The sequence below is a fragment of the Sphingobacterium sp. HJSM2_6 genome (assembly GCF_049316305.1).
Lineage (GTDB): Bacteria > Bacteroidota > Bacteroidia > Sphingobacteriales > Sphingobacteriaceae > Sphingobacterium.
Window position 1 is genome coordinate 85,568 of the sequence record NZ_JBMOXB010000012.1, and the last position, 16,791, is coordinate 102,358.

16 protein-coding genes are annotated in these 16,791 nt (G+C 35.9%); 11 read left to right on the forward strand and 5 right to left on the reverse strand.

What is annotated here, in order from left to right; translation table 11 throughout:
• The 3 genes from ACFRAE_RS11830 to lysS form a co-directional block, all read right to left on the reverse strand.
• Positions 1–981, reverse strand: a complete 981-nt coding sequence (locus ACFRAE_RS11830; RefSeq protein ID WP_422797367.1) for an acyl transferase — start codon at positions 979–981, stop codon at positions 1–3.
• A gap of 66 nt (positions 982–1,047) precedes the next feature.
• Positions 1,048–1,446, reverse strand: coding sequence for a hypothetical protein (locus tag ACFRAE_RS11835; protein ID WP_422797368.1), 399 nt, complete (start codon positions 1,444–1,446; stop codon positions 1,048–1,050).
• A 402-nt stretch (positions 1,447–1,848) separates the two neighbouring features.
• Positions 1,849–3,567, reverse strand: a complete 1,719-nt coding sequence (gene lysS / locus ACFRAE_RS11840) for a lysine--tRNA ligase (RefSeq protein WP_422797369.1) — start codon at positions 3,565–3,567, stop codon at positions 1,849–1,851.
• Between the two features lie 261 nt (positions 3,568–3,828).
• On the opposite strand from lysS, the gene ACFRAE_RS11845 reads away from it, so the two are divergent.
• From ACFRAE_RS11845 to ACFRAE_RS11870, 6 genes are all read left to right on the forward strand, one after another.
• Complete coding sequence (locus ACFRAE_RS11845; RefSeq protein ID WP_422797370.1) at positions 3,829–4,074, forward strand: type B 50S ribosomal protein L31; 246 nt, start codon at positions 3,829–3,831, stop codon at positions 4,072–4,074.
• A 75-nt stretch (positions 4,075–4,149) separates the two neighbouring features.
• Complete coding sequence (locus tag ACFRAE_RS11850) at positions 4,150–5,352, forward strand: putative sugar nucleotidyl transferase (RefSeq protein WP_422797371.1); 1,203 nt, start codon at positions 4,150–4,152, stop codon at positions 5,350–5,352.
• A 14-nt stretch (positions 5,353–5,366) separates the two neighbouring features.
• Positions 5,367–6,134 carry a triose-phosphate isomerase gene (gene tpiA, locus ACFRAE_RS11855; protein ID WP_422797372.1) on the forward strand — a complete coding sequence of 256 codons (768 nt, stop codon included), beginning with the start codon at positions 5,367–5,369 and terminating at the stop codon, positions 6,132–6,134.
• Positions 6,135–6,136: 2 nt separating this feature from the next.
• Complete coding sequence (prmA, locus tag ACFRAE_RS11860; RefSeq protein ID WP_422797373.1) at positions 6,137–6,979, forward strand: 50S ribosomal protein L11 methyltransferase; 843 nt, start codon at positions 6,137–6,139, stop codon at positions 6,977–6,979.
• Positions 6,980–8,350 carry a UDP-N-acetylmuramate--L-alanine ligase gene (locus tag ACFRAE_RS11865; RefSeq protein ID WP_422797374.1) on the forward strand — a complete coding sequence of 457 codons (1,371 nt, stop codon included), beginning with the start codon at positions 6,980–6,982 and terminating at the stop codon, positions 8,348–8,350.
• Between the two features lie 106 nt (positions 8,351–8,456).
• Positions 8,457–8,786 (forward strand): helix-turn-helix domain-containing protein, encoded by a 330-nt coding sequence (locus ACFRAE_RS11870; RefSeq protein WP_093096800.1) that lies wholly within the window; start codon positions 8,457–8,459, stop codon positions 8,784–8,786.
• A 530-nt stretch (positions 8,787–9,316) separates the two neighbouring features.
• Here the strand turns inward: ACFRAE_RS11870 and ACFRAE_RS11875 are convergent.
• Positions 9,317–10,177 (reverse strand): sigma-70 family RNA polymerase sigma factor, encoded by an 861-nt coding sequence (locus ACFRAE_RS11875; protein ID WP_093096797.1) that lies wholly within the window; start codon positions 10,175–10,177, stop codon positions 9,317–9,319.
• A gap of 298 nt (positions 10,178–10,475) precedes the next feature.
• Between ACFRAE_RS11875 and ACFRAE_RS11880 the strand changes: the two genes are divergently transcribed.
• Positions 10,476–10,682, forward strand: a complete 207-nt coding sequence (locus ACFRAE_RS11880; protein WP_422797375.1) for a helix-turn-helix domain-containing protein — start codon at positions 10,476–10,478, stop codon at positions 10,680–10,682.
• On the opposite strand, the gene fmt is transcribed toward ACFRAE_RS11880, so the two are convergent.
• A complete protein-coding gene (gene fmt, locus ACFRAE_RS11885; RefSeq protein WP_422797376.1) occupies positions 10,663–11,607 on the reverse strand; it encodes a methionyl-tRNA formyltransferase in 945 nt (314 codons plus the stop codon). The two genes, ACFRAE_RS11880 and fmt, sit on opposite strands and share 20 nt — an antisense overlap.
• Positions 11,608–11,701: 94 nt before the next feature.
• On the opposite strand from fmt, the gene ACFRAE_RS11890 reads away from it, so the two are divergent.
• The 4 genes from ACFRAE_RS11890 (at position 11,702) to ACFRAE_RS11905 (ending at position 16,706) form a co-directional block, all read left to right on the forward strand.
• Entirely contained in the window at positions 11,702–12,919 is a 1,218-nt protein-coding gene (locus ACFRAE_RS11890) for an ABC transporter permease (RefSeq protein WP_422797377.1), read from the forward strand.
• A 108-nt stretch (positions 12,920–13,027) separates the two neighbouring features.
• Positions 13,028–15,163, forward strand: coding sequence for a cation:proton antiporter (locus ACFRAE_RS11895; RefSeq protein ID WP_422797378.1), 2,136 nt, complete (start codon positions 13,028–13,030; stop codon positions 15,161–15,163).
• A gap of 11 nt (positions 15,164–15,174) precedes the next feature.
• A complete protein-coding gene (gene icd / locus ACFRAE_RS11900; protein ID WP_422797379.1) occupies positions 15,175–16,440 on the forward strand; it encodes an NADP-dependent isocitrate dehydrogenase in 1,266 nt (421 codons plus the stop codon).
• Positions 16,441–16,454: 14 nt separating this feature from the next.
• Positions 16,455–16,706 (forward strand): hypothetical protein, encoded by a 252-nt coding sequence (locus tag ACFRAE_RS11905; RefSeq protein ID WP_422797380.1) that lies wholly within the window; start codon positions 16,455–16,457, stop codon positions 16,704–16,706.
• The last annotated feature ends 85 nt before the right edge of the window (positions 16,707–16,791 follow it).

A 16,791-nucleotide genomic window follows, 5' to 3' on the forward strand; every position in this document is an offset into this window, starting at 1 on the left:
TTATTGGACTAATAAATTACAGCCACGTATATCTGCATGGTCGAATCTTCCTAATATTTCAAAGGATTCATCCTCATGACATCTGCCTAAATCTTGGCTTGCTATAAAAGAACAGGAGTGATAATTGGCTAAATCTATGACATTGATAGCTCCTGTTTTTGATTGATCGACTAAGGTAAATGGATCATTCACTTCCCGAATTAAAATTTTCATCCATGGGGGTAATTTAAATAAACCATCGCCCGACGAATAGCCTTGAGAAAGTAATTCCGTCATTCCATATTCGGAGTGAATTTTAGACAGACCAAAGCCTTGTGAAAGGATCGCATGCAATTCTTCCCGAACCATTTCTTTACGTTTACCTTTCATTCCTCCAGTTTCCATGACGATTAAGTCTGGAAAATGTAGTTGATACTGTTCTATAAAATCAAGAAGGGCATAAGTGACACCAAATAAAATGGTTTTCACTTTTTTTTCTTTTAAGCGGAGCAGTGTATTAAAGAGCTCCTCATGATTGTATAAAAAATAATTACTCTCCTTTTGCTCCGATCGCTGCATTAAGTCATCCACCATAAAAATTAAGGATGAACCTTCACGTTCCAGGTAGGATGGAAGCAAGGCGAGTATGGCTATATCTTTAACCTCGCCGTAAAATTGTGCAAATGTTTTGCGAAAGCTTCGGATATACCATTCCTTGTCGGCCACTAAATGCCTTGAACTAATCATTCCAGTGGTACCAGAACTCGTAAAAGTGAGTTCCACAGGTTTGTTTTCAGTAATAATAGCCTGGCTTTTGAAAAACTGAATTGGCAAAAATGGAATCGCTTTATAGTGATGTATGGTTTGTGGCTTAACTTGAAGAATCTCTAGAAATTGTCGATAAATTGGGCTGTTTTCGGCTTGATACCTAAAGACGGCTAAACTACATTGATTAAATTCATCCTCCGTTTGGATATCGAATATTTTATCGGCAATGTTCATTGTTGCAAATATACGAATGAAAAATAGATACCTGGTGATGTAAGTCGTTATTTGCTTAGTTTTATATTAATTCTGCTGTTTCACATAGCGATGCTCGTAGCAATCGGAGCAGTCTTCGTTTAATATCAGCATAGAATCTTGTATCTGCACGGCTACTTTGATATCATTCTTTAGAAAATACCAAGAGGGTTCCTCTTGAAGCATTAATTTACCGTAATGTAGTTTGCTCGGCCAAGTACTTGTTAAGGTTCCATTTTCATATTGAAAGATGCTATCCTTTTCTATACGGAGTAGTAGCTGCGTTTCTGTAGATGCTGGGGTTCTTTTATGGCCAGCAATTCCTCCAAAACTTGACACCCATTCCCAATTGCCTTCCCATTTTAATTTTTTAGTTTGCTGCTTTTGGCTTGCACAGGCAGAACATAAAAGTATTCCACTTAGTATAAAATAGATTGTATTCCTCATGCTGATAAGCTAAGTTTTGTCCAGTATAGAACGAATTTAAGTTTTAATTGTTTGCTAAGATTCAGATAGGCTATGAAAAAAAGCGTTAATCGCTGTTTATTCCAATAATTTCGTGAATGACCTGCAGTTCCCATGCATAAGCATCGGTACAGCAAGGCATCTCCTTCGGTTTTTTTCATAGCTGGACCGAGTCATATCCGAAGGAGATCCGACTAAGATCCGTTGAAGTATTTGGCAAGCGAATGAAAAGAAAAGCGTAGTGGAAAGAAATATGATGAAAATGGGTAAATAAGATGATATAGACATAGCGATGAATAATTAGCGCTACTCATTAAACTTTAAAGCATAAAAAAAACCAGTATAGGAATACATATACTGGTTTAATGCTGTTATAGGTTCAAATTAGTTGAACCAATTCAATACATCCTCTTTACTAGGCATACTGATAGCTAGTTTCATTTTTTTGCGCATTCCTCCTAAATCATTGAATACTTTATTCGGATTTGCTTCTTTTAAAGATTCGATGGTTAAAAAGCCCATTTTTTGTAAAACAGGAACCCATTCTTCTGGAATACCTAACGCAAGGTAGTCTGCAAGGGATGTTGCTTTTGCCACTTTTTCAGGACGCATTTGCGGGAAGAATAATACTTCTTGAATCGACGGGTTGTTGGTTAAGAACATAATTAATCGGTCCATACCAATCCCTAATCCAGAAGTAGGAGGCATACCATATTCCAATGCACGAAGAAAATCTTGATCTATGAACATTGCTTCATCATCTCCTTTTTCCGATAAACGAAGCTGATCTTCAAATCGTTCGCGTTGATCAATAGGGTCATTTAACTCGGAATAGGCATTGGCTATTTCCTTACCGCAAACCATCAATTCAAAGCGTTCGGTCAATTCTGGATGTTCTCTATGCTTTTTAGTTAATGGAGACATTTCGATCGGATAATCGGTAATAAACGTAGGTTGGATAAAATTACCTTCACATTTTTCACCAAAGATCTCATCAATTAATTTGCCTTTACCCATGGTATCATTTACTGCAATCCCCATGTCTTTGGCTGCTGCTCTGATTTCATCCTCCGATTTTCCGGTAATGTCAAAGCCGGTAAATTGTTTGATAGCCTCGGTCATACTTACCCGTGGGTAAGGTGCCTTAAAATCAATTTTATGTTCATTAAATGTAGATTCGCTTGTTCCGTTTACCGCAATGGCACAATGTTCCAATAGGCGCTCTGTAAAGTCCATCATCCAATGGTAATCTTTATAAGCGACATAGATTTCCATCGCCGTAAATTCTGGATTATGCGTACGGTCCATACCTTCATTTCGAAAGTTTTTAGAGAACTCATATACCCCATCAAATCCACCTACGATTAATCTTTTTAAATATAATTCATTGGCAATACGCAAATAAAGAGGCATGTCCAAGGTATTATGATGAGTAATAAATGGCCTAGCAGTTGCTCCTCCAGGGATAGATTGTAAGATCGGAGTCTCCACTTCCATATAACCTGCGTTGTTAAAGAATTCACGCATGGAAGAATAGAGTTTACTGCGTTTTACAAAGATATCTTTGTTTTGCGCATTAACGATTAAATCGACATAGCGCATACGGAAACGTTGTTCTGGATCGGTAAATGCATCAAACGTTTTGCCATCCGCTTCTTTGACAATCGGTAAGGGTCTTAAGGATTTAGTTAATACTTTTAAGCTTTGAACATGGATACTTATTTCCCCAGTTTGCGTAGTAAACACATAACCTGTAATACCAATAATATCACCGATGTCTAGAAGTTTTTTAAAGACGGTGTTATATAATGTTTTATCTTCTTCAGGACAAATATCATCACGCTTTACGTAGGCTTGAATTCTTCCGGTCGAGTCCTGTAACTCTATGAAAGAAGCACTACCCATGACGCGACGATTCATAATACGTCCAGCAAAACTTATATTTTTATAATTTAGTTTATCTCTTTCGTAATGCTGTTGAATATCTTCAGCAGTTGCATTTATTTCGTACTCTTCGGCAGGGAAAGGGTTTATTCCTAAATCTACCAAAGCTTGAAGGTTTAGTCTACGTTGTTGTTCTTGTTCTGATAATCCAATACTCATATTTTTTTTTCGGATATGTAATGATTTGCAAAAGTATGAAATTAGAACTATTATCTCTATAAATGTCTATAAAAAAGCAGTTGAACTGCGTAAAGAAGTTTGGATTTAAGCATATTATTTAAGACCTTTGAAAAGTCTACGCCGATGAAGTGATTGAATCTAAATAGATAGATAATTTATGTTAGAACTTTTTTGCTTTTAAAAGGAAAATAAGTTATCTTTGCACCTCAAATGTTGAATATATAGTAATCATAAGATAAAATGAAAAAAGATTTGCATCCTTCAAACTACAGATTAGTTGTATTTAAAGATATGTCTAATGACTATTCTTTTATTACTAAATCTTGTGTTGATACAAAAGAAACCATTACTTGGGAAGATGGCAATGAATATCCATTAGTGAAATTAGAGATCTCTCATACTTCACACCCATTTTATACAGGTAAAATGAAGTTAGTTGATACAGCAGGACGTATTGATAAATTCCGTAGCCGTTACAACAAATAAGAAATATAATTCCTGCAAAGGAAGAATTGGAATCCCGATAATCATGTTATCGGGATTTTTTATGTAATTTTAATTATGTTCAAGACGGTTGTTTTATTTGATCATGCCGCATGGCGCAATCAGTTGCTGCCATTGTCCGCTACTCGGCCGGTAGGAAATTTGAGGGTGGGGATTTGCACTTTGGATAAGAAATGGGAATTATTATTGGGTTGCCCAGTTACCTATGCTACTGTGCCTTATTTGCAATCATTTGAACAGGATCAATCCACATTACCTAAAGATCTTTTAATCATCAAGGCCAATGTGTTGCCATCTCGGGAACTCTTGGATGAACTCGTATTGCTTCAATCGGATGAGGTATTAATGGATGTTGCAGGATGGGTTGCTTTTCGTTCCGAGGGTATACCGATTGATTTAGATCATTTTTTTACCGAGCGAAAACAAAAATTTGTTCAGCAAAGCATTTCATCGATAGAACATCCGGAGGATATTTTTGTAAAAAATAAAGAACAGCTGTTGTTTGATTTTGAATTACTAACTGCGGGTCGTAGGTCTCAGGAAATCAGTACTAGCAATCAATTATTGGGTTCTTGGATTTTTGTGGAAGAAGGCGCGAAAGTAGAAGGTTCCTTTTTAAACAGTTTAGAAGGTCCAATTTATATTGGCAAGAATACTATTGTTGAAGAGGGTAGTTTCATTCGTGGCTATGTCGCTATCGGAGATCATGCTCGCGTAAAAATGGGCAGTAAGATTTATCCCAATGTCAGTATAGGTCCTCATTCAACCGTGAGTGGAGAACTTAATAATACAGTGATATGGGGCTATTCTGCCAAAGGCCATGAAGGCTATTTGGGCTGTGCAGTTTTAGGGGCCTATTGTAACATTGGGGCAGGTAGTTCGAATTCAAACTTAAAAAACAACTGGAAGACGGTAAGCATGTATGCCTATAGTTCAGGTCATTATCGAGATACGCAATTGGCTAAATGTGGAATGATCATGGGCGATTTAGCGATGTTGGGAATCAATTCTGCGGTGTCCACAGGTACAGTCATTGGTGTAGGAGCTCAAGTGGCGACTTCGCAAATAATATCTAAATTTGTACCTGATTTTATGTGGATGACGGATGAAGTCAAACAATCTTACGAATACGAGCGATTTATGGATATGCTGGTACGTAGAAATCTTGTTGCTAATTTAGCTAAATCGGAAAATATTGCCATATTTGAATATATATATAAACAAACCCAACGTCTTCGTGACGAGGTAATCAATACTTAAAAACAAATTATTTTATGCGTAAAAACATTGTAGCAGGAAACTGGAAAATGAATTTAGATTACGAGCAAGGTTTAAGCTTGTTTTCAGAAATTGTAAATATGGTGAAGGATGAGGTTCGCGGAGATCAACAGGTTATTATCTGTAGTCCATTTATTCATTTGGCTAGTCTTTCTAAGTTAAGTGCTGGAGTTACGAATGTAGCTGTAGGAGCACAAAATATCAATGAGGCAGCTTCTGGAGCTTATACAGGAGAAATTTCTGCAAGCCAAGTGAAATCTACAGGTTCGGAATATGTAATATTAGGGCATTCAGAACGCCGTGCTTATTATGGAGAGACCGACAGCTTATTAGCAAAGAAAGTTGATGCAGCTTTAGCAAATGGATTAAAACCTATTTTCTGTATTGGTGAAACCAAAGATGAGCGCGAGTCTGGATCGTATTATGATGTCATCAAAACACAATTGAGTGCAGGATTATTTCATTTAGATGCGGAAGCATTTGCTGCCATAGTATTAGCGTATGAGCCTGTTTGGGCTATAGGAACTGGTCTTACTGCAAGTCCGGAGCAAGCACAAGAAGTACATGCATTTATTCGTAAAACATTGGCAGAACAATATGGACAAGCAGTAGCTGATCAAACCAGTATTTTATACGGTGGAAGTGCAAACCCAGCGAATGCAGAAAGTTTGTTTTCACAACCTGATATAGATGGAGGTTTAATAGGTGGAGCATCTCTAAAATCTCGTGATTTCTTGCAAATTATCAACGTATTTAACGGATAAGTATGAAATACTCAGCAGTTACTTTTACATCATCCAATATGGAGGGATGGCAAAAGGATTTGCTTATCGCTGAATTAGCAGGTCTTGGTTATGATACTTTTGAGGATCAGGACCAAGGCTTTGTAGCGTATATACCAGATGCGAATCTGGATATTCAAGCCCTTGAAACATTATTGCTTCATGAGGTGGATGGATATGCTATTCAGTACCAAGTGGAAGAACTGGAAAATAAAAATTGGAACGAGTTATGGGAAAGTAATTTCAATCCTATACTGGTGGATAATCAATGTTATGTTCGGGCTACTTTTCATGAAAACAAACCTCAATACCCCTATCAGATTGTCATAGATCCTAAAATGTCCTTTGGGACAGGCCATCATCAAACAACATCTATGATGCTTTCTTTTATTTTGGAAAACAATTTTCAGGATATGGAGGTTTTAGATATGGGCTGTGGGACAGGTATCCTTGCGATTTTGGCTGCTAAAAAAGGAGCAAAGCATGTGTTGGCCGTAGACTATGATCCGATATGTGTGGATAGTGTGGCAGAGAATAAGCAGTTAAATCAAACTTTCAATATTACTGAAAAAGAAGGATCCAAGGAAGCTATTGCCGATATGACCTTTGATGTAATTTTAGCCAATATAAATAGGAATATTTTATTGGATCAAATGGATGTCTATGCGCAAGATCTAAAACCACAAGGATCTTTATATCTTTCTGGATTTTATGATGGAGAAGACTTAGATATTTTAACAGAAAAATTAAAGAGCTTAGGCTTTCAATTTATAGAAAAAAAAGTAATGGACTCTTGGTGTTCGGCTAAATTTAAAAAAAATAACTAGATGCGTATTCATTTTATAGCTATAGGTGGTAGCATCATGCATAATTTAGCTATTAATTTGGCAGAGCAGGGGCATCAAGTTACGGGTTCTGATGATCAAATTGTGGAACCCTCCAAATCGCATCTACTTGCTGCGGGTTTGCTACCTAAAGAATTAGGTTGGTTCCCCGAAAAATTAAATGAAGATATTGATGCGGTCATACTTGGTATGCATGCCGAAGTCAATAATCCTGAACTTCTACGTGCGAAAGAATTAGCGGTAAAAATCTATTCATTTCCAGAATTCGTTTTTGAGCAAAGCGTAGATAAAATAAGAGTGGTTATTGCAGGAACCTACGGTAAAACGACTATTACGAGTATGGTGATGCATGTGTTGAAAAAGCTCGGTAAGTCATTTGATTACTTGGTTGGTGCTCAGTTGGAAGGCTTTGACGATTTATTGCAATTAAACCCAGAGAATAAATTGATTATCATCGAGGGGGATGAATATTTTGCTTCTTCTGTAGATCGTCAATCTAAGTTTTTAATGTATAAACCAAATATTGCATTAATTAGTGGGGTCGAGTGGGATCATTTTAAAATGTTGATTTCAGAACAGGATTATTACAAGCAATTTGAAGACTTTGTACGCACGATAGTACCCAAGGGTACATTGATCTATAATAAAGATGATAAACGCACCAGGGATGTGGTGGAGCACACGATGGACAATAAAATCAACAGGCATGGGTACAAGCTTCCTGAATATACCATAAATAAAGGGGTTACTTATGTTCATGTAGGTCAAGAAAACATTCCTTTAAAGATCTTTGGAAAACATAACCTATCCAATATAGCGGGAGCATTCACCGTTTGTGAATGGGTAGGCGTGAAGCGAGACGAATTTTATGCGGCAATCCAAGATTTTAAAAGTTCAATCCGCTATTTAGAATTTGTTGCCAGTCAGAATGGCAGTGTGGTATATCAAGATTTTGCACATACACCAAGTAAATTACGTTCCAGTATTCATGCGGTTAAGGAACAATTTCCTAACCAAGCCTTAGTTACTGTAATTGAGTTAAATACTTACGATAGTTTAGATCATCAGTTCATTGAGCAATATGCAAATTCGATGAATGAATCGGATTTTGCTGTTGTATTCGTTAATATTTCTCTTATAAAAGAAAAAAATATTTCCTTAGGAAATTTTACTGAGAGTTTAACTGTAGCGTTCAATCACCCATCTTTCCGTGTAATTACACAACTTTCTGATTTAGAGGTCTTTTTAGAGGATTTTAAGTCTAATGGTTACAATTTACTATTTATGAGTTCAAACAATAACAATGGAGTAAATATGTCTAGCTTTGCGGATAAATTTTTGAGAAATTTTTAAGATTCTTTCAGTTTTTTTTTAAATTTTTAATATTCTCGTTTTGATTTATGCTTTATTTGCTTAAATTTGATAATTACTTAATAAATAAATATTTTACATTTTACCCATGAATGCATTAGGAAAGAAAATCAGATTACTTAGACATCAAAAAGGTTGGAGTCAGGAGGATGTGGCTAAAAGGCTAGACATCTCAATTCCAGCGTTTTCCAAGATCGAAACAGGAATTACAGATGTCAATTTGTCTAGGTTAAATCAAATTTCAAAATTATTTGGTTTATCACTAGTTCAATTATTGTCCACTTCTGATCCAGAAGAAGATAAACAAATTCAAAATGAAGTTAATGAGTTGCAAAAACGCCTTCAAGCTCGTGAAGTAGAGGTTATTGATTTGCAAAAGAAGGTAATTGATCTATACGAACAATTGCATAAAAAATAATTTAATTTCTAAATTTTTTAAAATAGCCCTTGGATTTTCCAAGGGCTATTTTTTATTAAAGACAATTTTTAAGTTTAGGTAAATGAGTAAAGATTAATTTATTTTCATTTTTAAAATTTCTATATTTTTAAAAATTGTTCTTCCCTCTTACTTGAAAATCAATGTTGTAACGTTAAATTTCAATAGAATACAACTTATAATCTTATATTTTATTTTTACTATTAATCTTAAAATAATTAGCTGTTTAAACGAGTAATTTCTACAAACTTTGATTTTAAATAGATGTTCATAAGCTGTTTGGATAATTATTATAGTGAAAAGAGCTGTACGCATACGGAAGCTAGGAAGGGGAGATGCGAGGGAAAGTTTGGAGTAAGGTAATTGTGTCAGGTCCTTACTTCCTGCTGATTTTTGGGCAATCCTGCTGGCGTCAACTCGGAGCACTATTTCCTAAATATGCAGGATGATGAACAAAAAAAAAGCGCAATTATTCGTTGCGCAATTCCTTGTTGTTTAAAATAAGATGGTTATTATCCTAAATAGGATTTTAAGATTTTGCTTCTAGAGGTGTGTCTTAAGCGTTGTAATGCTTTGTCTTTAATTTGACGAACACGTTCTCTAGTAAGGCTAAATTTCTCTCCAATTTCTTCTAGTGACAATTGATGATTAGAACCTAATCCAAAGAATAAAACTATAATTTCTCTTTCTCTTTCGGTAAGAGTAGCTAAAGAGCGTTTAATTTCTTCAGATAATGATTCATCAATCAAAGAACTGTCCGTGTCTGGGTCGCTATTTTCCAATACATCAAGTAAGGTGTTTTCTTCTCCTTGAACGAATGGAGCATCCATAGATACGTGACGACCAGAATTACTTAAAGTGTCAGATACTTTATCTACTGTAGTTTCCAAAATATCTGCTAACTCCTCTGGAGAAGGTTCACGTTCATATTCTTGCTCTAATTTCGAAAAGGCTTTGCTAATTTTACTTAATGAACCTACTTGATTTAAAGGTAAACGAACGATACGGGATTGTTCCGCAATTGCTTGTAGAATAGATTGACGAATCCACCATACTGCATAAGAGATAAATTTAAAACCTTTAGTTTCATCGAAACGCTTTGCTGCTTTAATTAAGCCTAAATTGCCCTCGTTGATCAAGTCACCTAATGTAAGACCTTGATTTTGATATTGTTTTGCTACGGAAACAACGAAACGTAGATTGGTTTTTGTTAATTTCTCTAATGCCACTTGATCGCCTTCGCGGATACGTTGAGCAAGTATTACTTCTTCTTCGGCGGAAATTAAATCTACTTTACCGATTTCGTGTAAATACTTATCTAACGATTGCGATTCACGATTAGTGATGGATTGTGTAATTTTGAGCTGTCTCATTTAAATATATAAACCTTTCTATTCTGAAATGTTTGCAAACATAACGAATTTTATCGAATTTTTTCTAATCTAATTGTAAATTATTAACTCATTATGAGTTAGTTAGCGATGCTGAGTTGACGTGATACTAACTACAAAAATCATTCCAAAAGACCCTAGCTAACTGTAAATGTGATTGATATTTTACAAAGTTTAACAAATACCTAAATCTTCAAACCTCTAAGATTCAATTAATGGAAAAACAAATTGAAAACTTATTTGTTTTTCCATCAAGTCTATAATATTAATTTTTTTTATTATGCCAATAGTTATACATCTAGATGAAATCATGACCAAAAGGAAGATGTCACTGAATGATTTAAGTGAAAAGGTTGGGATCACATTGTCTAATTTATCCATTATAAAAAATCAGAAATCGAAAGCGATTCGATTGAATACGTTGGAGGCCATTTGTAAGGTGTTACACTGTCAACCTGGAGATATACTTAGATTTGTTGAACAATAGAATTGCTCTCAAACCGATAACCTCTTAAAAAGTCGATGTCATTCATCCTTTTTTTACCTTCAATTTGTAGGTCTGTCAAATGAATAAAACCATCGTTGCTAGCTACTTTTAGTAAATTTTTTCCATTTGTTAAGAATGTTCCTGCCGGATATTGATGGGCTACAAGCTCTTTTTTACTAGCAAATATTTTTAATACTTTTCCGTCAAGCAAGGTATAGGCTGTTGGGTATGGACTTAGCCCTCTAATTTTATTGTAAATATCATTGCTGCTTTGATCCCAATGGATAAGGCAATCTTCTTTAAATATTTTGGGCGCATGCTTCCAGGTTTCAGAGGAGCTGATGCTGTCTTGTGGAATTGGGTTTAGCTGATTTTCTTTGATGGCCTGCACTGTTTTTAGCAGGAGTTCAGCACCCGCATGCATTAAATTGTCATGTAAGTCGCCTGCAGTATCCGTTTCTTTTATGGCTACTTCTTGGGCAAACAAAATGTTTCCTGTGTCAATCTCATGTTGTAATAAAAAGGTCGATACCCCCGATTTGGTTTCCCCATTGATTACGGCATGGTTGATAGGTGCAGCACCTCGGTAGTTCGGAAGTAAGGATGCATGTACATTGACGGTGCCTTTTGGAGGCATATTCCATACCATTTCTGGAAGCATTCGGAAAGCAACAACGATTTGTAAATCGGCATTAAATGATTCAAGGGTTTTGATAAACGCAGGGTCTCTCAGTTTTTCAGGTTGTAAAACAGGAATTTGATGACTGCTTGCAAATTGTTTTACAGCAGATTCATGCAATTTCTGACCTCTACCTGCGGGTTTGTCAGGAGCTGTAACCACTGCGACGACTTCCTCTCCTTGTTCAATCAATGCTTTTAACGAGGCAACCGCAAAATCAGGTGTACCCATGAAAATAATACGCATATCTATTTTATATTTTGTCCATATTGTATCGTCATTGCTTATGGCAGGATGACATTTTTTTATAACTTTGCGAAGTTACAAATTTAATTTAAGCTTGAATTTTCCTTATTTCCTAGCAAAGCGAATAACCTTATCAGGACAACGAACGTTTTCCAAGTTAATAGTACGAGTGACTATTGGGGCTCTTTCATTGGCTATTTTGGCGATCATCATGGCTGTGGCTATACTCCAAGGTTTCAAGCAGGAGATTACGGATAAACAGCGAGGGTTTTTTGGGGATGTGATCATCGTAAAAAATGACCGCAATGACTCGTATGTGAACACCCCAATCTCCTTAAGTGCTGAAGAAATTGAAAAGTTAGAGCAACATCCTAACATCATCAATATCTATCCTTTTGCTACCAAAGCAGGCATTATGAATGTGGATGGAGAGGTAGAAGGCGTACTTCTCAAAGGAATCGATGCGGATTATGATCAAGAATTTTTATCAAAAACCATTCTAGAAGGAGAAACTATTGATTTTAAAGATGATCAATCGGAAAATCAATTACTCATTTCTTCCCTCATCGCAAATCGATTAGAACTAAAAGTGGGTGATAGTTTTATCATGCATTTTATTCAAGAATCGGTACGAAAAAGAAAATTTGTCGTTCGAGGAATATTTAGCACGAATTCGGAAGAGCTAGATAAAATGTATGTGATTGGGTCCTTATCCTTAATTAGAAAATTAAACAATCTAGAGAACAATGAAGTAGGGGGATATGAAGTCCGGGTGAAAGATTTTAATCAATTGGACCAAACCACTACGGATGTCAATGAAGAACTTCCGGTGGCTTTATATGCGACGAATGTGGTCGAACAATTGCCGGATATTTTTAACTGGCTTAATATGTTGGATATGAATGATAATGTCATTTTTATCTTGATGGTGATTGTAGCCGTTATCAATATGATTTCCGCATTATTAATCAGTATTTTAGAACGATCGTCCATGATCGGATTATTGAAAGCATTGGGTATGCAGAATTCAAAAATTAGAACCATATTTTTATATAATTCTTTATATTTAATTGGATATGGGCTAATTTTAGGGAACATATTAGCGATTTTACTTTACGCCTTTCAGAAAAGTACCCAATTTTTTAAATTAGATCCCGCGGTTTATTATGTGTCTTATGTTCCTATGGAAATTTCATGGATAACAGTGCTAATACTCAATTTATTATTGATTATTATCGCCCTGTTTACCTTATTTATACCGTCCATGTTAATCTCCAGAATCTCTCCCATTAAAACGCTACAGTTTAAATAATAAGCCGGGCAACAACAGCCAAAGGCTTTAAATTTGTCAATTTTTCCTTATCTTAACCCTGATGAATCAGGAATGTTGTTCATTAATTTTGTTTTATACTTTGCATTTATGGATAATAAAATATTCAATCACTTAGTTCATGCATTCGAGGCCCCGCTCACTAATCCGGTTCTCATATTTTCACTCGTACTCCTTATTATTTTATTATCTCCAATACTATTAAGACCGATCAAAATACCTGGAATAATAGGATTAATCATTTCGGGGATGATCATTGGACCTCATGGATTAAATTGGTTAGAGAAAAATTCAGCTGTTGATTTATTTTCTACGATTGGCTTACTCTATATCATGTTTATCGCAGGGCTTGAACTGGATATGAATGAATTTAAAAAGACCAAGCATAAAAGTATTATGTTTGGAATTTTCACTTTCATTATTCCCATTTCTATTGGTTTTCCGGTATGCTATTACCTGCTGGATTATAGCTTGTTGACCAGTATTTTAATCGCAAGCATGTTTGCGACTCATACATTGGTTTCTTATCCTATTGTGAATCGGTATGGTATATCTAAAAAAGAAGCCGTAGCAATAACGATAGGTGGTACGATATTAACAGATACGGCTGTGTTAATTATTTTGGCAGTCATTAAAGGAGCATCTCAAGGGGAAATAAATAATGAGTTTTGGGTAACCTTAGGGGTTTCTTTTGCTATTTTCTTGTTTATAATGTTTGGGATCATCCCTAAAATTGCGAAATGGTTTTTCGAAAAAGTGGAAAGTGAAAAAACAGGGCATTATATATTTGTCTTAACGGTGGTTTTTTTCGCTGCATTTATGGCTGAGTTAGCGAATTTAGAACCCATTATTGGGGCTTTCGTGGCAGGGCTGGCACTGAATAAATTAATTCCTCATTCTTCTGCGCTAATGAACCGGATTGAGTTTATTGGGAATGCGATATTTATACCTTTCTTTTTAATTTCTGTGGGTATGATTGTCGATATCAGCGTATTTGTACATTCCGAAGGTTGGACCGTTTTCTATGTTGCTGGCGTATTAACCATAGTAGGGGTCGTTGGTAAGTTTTTAGCGGCGACAGCTACTCAATGGACTTTTAAGTATTTGACTGTTGAACGAAATTTAATCTTTGGTTTAAGTAATGCTCATGCTGCAGCTACTTTAGCTATAATAATGGTTGGATACAATAATCAGATTATAGATGAGAATGTATTAAATGGAACCATTATTTTGATTTTAGTTTCTTGTATTATCGCTTCCGTAGTGACGGAGAATGCCTCCAAGAAGATTGTATTAGCAGGGCATCAGCATGTAGAACATGTGGAGCATGTGGAGGAGCATGATGAACAAATATTAATTCCTATTGCCAATCTGAACAATATGGAGCCTATTTTGGATTTTGCAACGTTAATCAAATCTAAAAAATCACCACATCCGATAAACATATTGCAAGTTGTTGCTAATAATGAGCTTGCAGAGGAGAATTTGCAATTGGCAAGACAATCCTTAGATAAACTAGCAAAATATGCATCGGGATCTGAAACAGAAGTGGACTTAGTTACTGAAGTGGATTTTAATATTGCCAATGGAATTGGTCGTGCTTCTAAGGAAATTTTTGCAGATTGTATTATTTTGGGCTGGCCAAGTGCCGCGAGTTTTGTGGAAAAGATAGTAGGAGAGAAATCCGAAAGTATCTTAAATCGTACCGATGCAAATTTGTTTATGTGTCGTATAGAAAAGCCTTTAATCACAAACAAATTAATCACCTTATTTGTTCCTCCATTGGCAGAATCAGAAGTGGGATTCGCGTATTGGATGGAGAAGATCACGAGGTTAGGTCAAGAGTTGTCTTTAGCGGTGAAATTTGTTTGTAACGAGCGGAGTAAGACCTCTATAGAAAAGGAATTGGATCTTTTAGGGTCTAGTGTACCAAGCTCATTTGAGCTCTATGAAGATTGGGATAATATTTATGGATTAGCGACCTTTAGTAACACGGACTCATTATTGGTGTTTGTGTCGTCCAGGTATGGAGACCTATCTTATCGCGATTCATTAGATGGTTTAGCAAAGCGAGTGGGTAAGTATTATAAAAATCAAAATTTGTTATTGATATTTCCTTCTAGATTAGAAGATCGACATATCGATGAATATGAAGATGTACAAACGGCACCAATATTCCGCAAAATAAGTCGTGAAATTGGGAATATGTTTAGTAAGGAAAAATAAAATAGAATACGATGGAATTTGAAAAAGTAAAAATCGACGCACACGGAAAATTAAGTGTTCCTCATCAAGTGGTCATCCCATTTATTATAGGTGATGGCATAGGGCCAGATATATGGAAAGCCTCAGTACGTGTATTTGATGCAGCTATTGCTAAGACTTATCAAGGAAATCGTCAGATCAATTGGCTGGAAGTTTTAGCGGGTGAAAAGGCTTATAATGAAACTGGAGAGTGGCTTCCGACTAAAACATTGGAGGTATTTAAGGAGTATTTAGTCGGCATAAAAGGACCACTTACTACACCGATTGGTGGCGGTATTCGATCTTTGAATGTGGCATTACGTAAAGAACTAGACCTATATGTGTGTCAACGCCCTACGAAATGGTATGAAGGCGTTCCTTCACCAGTAAAACATCCTGAACGTGTAGATATGGTTGTGTTTCGTGAAAATACAGAGGATATATACTCCGGTATTGAGTTTGCTGCAGGCACCTCAGAGGCGAAACAATTGCAAGATTTTTTAAAGAATACCTTAGAAGTTCAATATAATTTTAATAATAGTACGGGACTTGGTTTAAAGTTAGTTTCCGAAGAAGGGACAAAACGGTTGGTACGTTCGTCCATTGATTTTGCATTAGCAGAGCGTAGAAAATCGGTGACCATTGTTCATAAAGGCAATATCATGAAGTTTACTGAAGGAGCTTTTAAAAATTGGGCATACCAAGTTGCTGAACAAGAATATGGCGATCAGGTTTATACCTGGAATCAATGGGAACAAACAAAAGCTAAAGCAGGAGTGGAAGTTGCAAATGCGGAACAGAGTAAAGCATTGGCGGATGGTAAATTACTGATTAAAGATATCATTGCGGATAATTTTTTACAACAAATTTTATTGGCACCACAAGAATTTGATGTGATAGCGACATTGAATTTGAACGGTGATTATATATCGGATGCATTAGCAGCCATGGTAGGAGGGATAGGAATTGCCCCAGGAGCCAATATCAATTATAAAACCGGGCATGCTATTTTTGAAGCCACGCATGGGACAGCTCCTCGTTTCGCGGATACAGACAGCATGAATCCTTCTTCAGTCATATTGAGTGGCGTGATGATGTTGGATTATTTGGGATGGAATGAAGCAGCAGATGCGATTGTAAATGCGGTAGCCGCTACGATTAAACAGAAGACCGTGACCGTAGATTTTTATAATTTAATGACGGATGCAAGCCTGTTAAAAACAAGCGAATTTGCTGATAAAATTATTGAAAAGTTATAGTAAATTTCTTGTAAATGATTGTTATTCCCGAATTTATTAAACAGTCCGCCATTTTCAATGAAGAAGAATTAAGGCAATTGGCATCCATTGCTTCAGTTCCTACTGCTCAAGAAATTGACGAATTTCAATATGAACCTGATGTTCAAGAATTATTGAATGCGTTTATAGGAGATGAGCAAAGTAGGTTGACACATCAGTTTTTGAAGGCGAAAGAGTATTTGAAAAATGGTGAGTTTATGGAAGCTTGGAAGATCATTCTAATCTGATAGCTGCAGTATTCCCTGTGCTGGAAGAAATGGAGGAGAGATTGGGCTAAATAAACCTTGCTATCCCAAAATTACCCACTAGCTA

Bases quoted from the DNA above. Each gene is read 5' to 3' on its own strand.
- ACFRAE_RS11830 (WP_422797367.1), bottom strand. From the start codon at position 981: ATGAACATTGCCGATAAAATATTCGATATCCAAACGGAGGATGAATTT.
- ACFRAE_RS11835 (WP_422797368.1), bottom strand. From the start codon at position 1,446: ATGAGGAATACAATCTATTTTATACTAAGTGGAATACTTTTATGTTCT.
- lysS (WP_422797369.1), bottom strand. From the start codon at position 3,567: ATGAGTATTGGATTATCAGAACAAGAACAACAACGTAGACTAAACCTT.
- ACFRAE_RS11845 (WP_422797370.1), top strand. From the start codon at position 3,829: ATGAAAAAAGATTTGCATCCTTCAAACTACAGATTAGTTGTATTTAAA.
- ACFRAE_RS11850 (WP_422797371.1), top strand. From the start codon at position 4,150: ATGTTCAAGACGGTTGTTTTATTTGATCATGCCGCATGGCGCAATCAG.
- tpiA (WP_422797372.1), top strand. From the start codon at position 5,367: ATGCGTAAAAACATTGTAGCAGGAAACTGGAAAATGAATTTAGATTAC.
- prmA (WP_422797373.1), top strand. From the start codon at position 6,137: ATGAAATACTCAGCAGTTACTTTTACATCATCCAATATGGAGGGATGG.
- ACFRAE_RS11865 (WP_422797374.1), top strand. From the start codon at position 6,980: ATGCGTATTCATTTTATAGCTATAGGTGGTAGCATCATGCATAATTTA.
- ACFRAE_RS11870 (WP_093096800.1), top strand. From the start codon at position 8,457: ATGAATGCATTAGGAAAGAAAATCAGATTACTTAGACATCAAAAAGGT.
- ACFRAE_RS11875 (WP_093096797.1), bottom strand. From the start codon at position 10,177: ATGAGACAGCTCAAAATTACACAATCCATCACTAATCGTGAATCGCAA.
- ACFRAE_RS11880 (WP_422797375.1), top strand. From the start codon at position 10,476: ATGCCAATAGTTATACATCTAGATGAAATCATGACCAAAAGGAAGATG.
- fmt (WP_422797376.1), bottom strand. From the start codon at position 11,607: ATGCGTATTATTTTCATGGGTACACCTGATTTTGCGGTTGCCTCGTTA.
- ACFRAE_RS11895 (WP_422797378.1), top strand. From the start codon at position 13,028: ATGGATAATAAAATATTCAATCACTTAGTTCATGCATTCGAGGCCCCG.
- icd (WP_422797379.1), top strand. From the start codon at position 15,175: ATGGAATTTGAAAAAGTAAAAATCGACGCACACGGAAAATTAAGTGTT.
- ACFRAE_RS11905 (WP_422797380.1), top strand. From the start codon at position 16,455: ATGATTGTTATTCCCGAATTTATTAAACAGTCCGCCATTTTCAATGAA.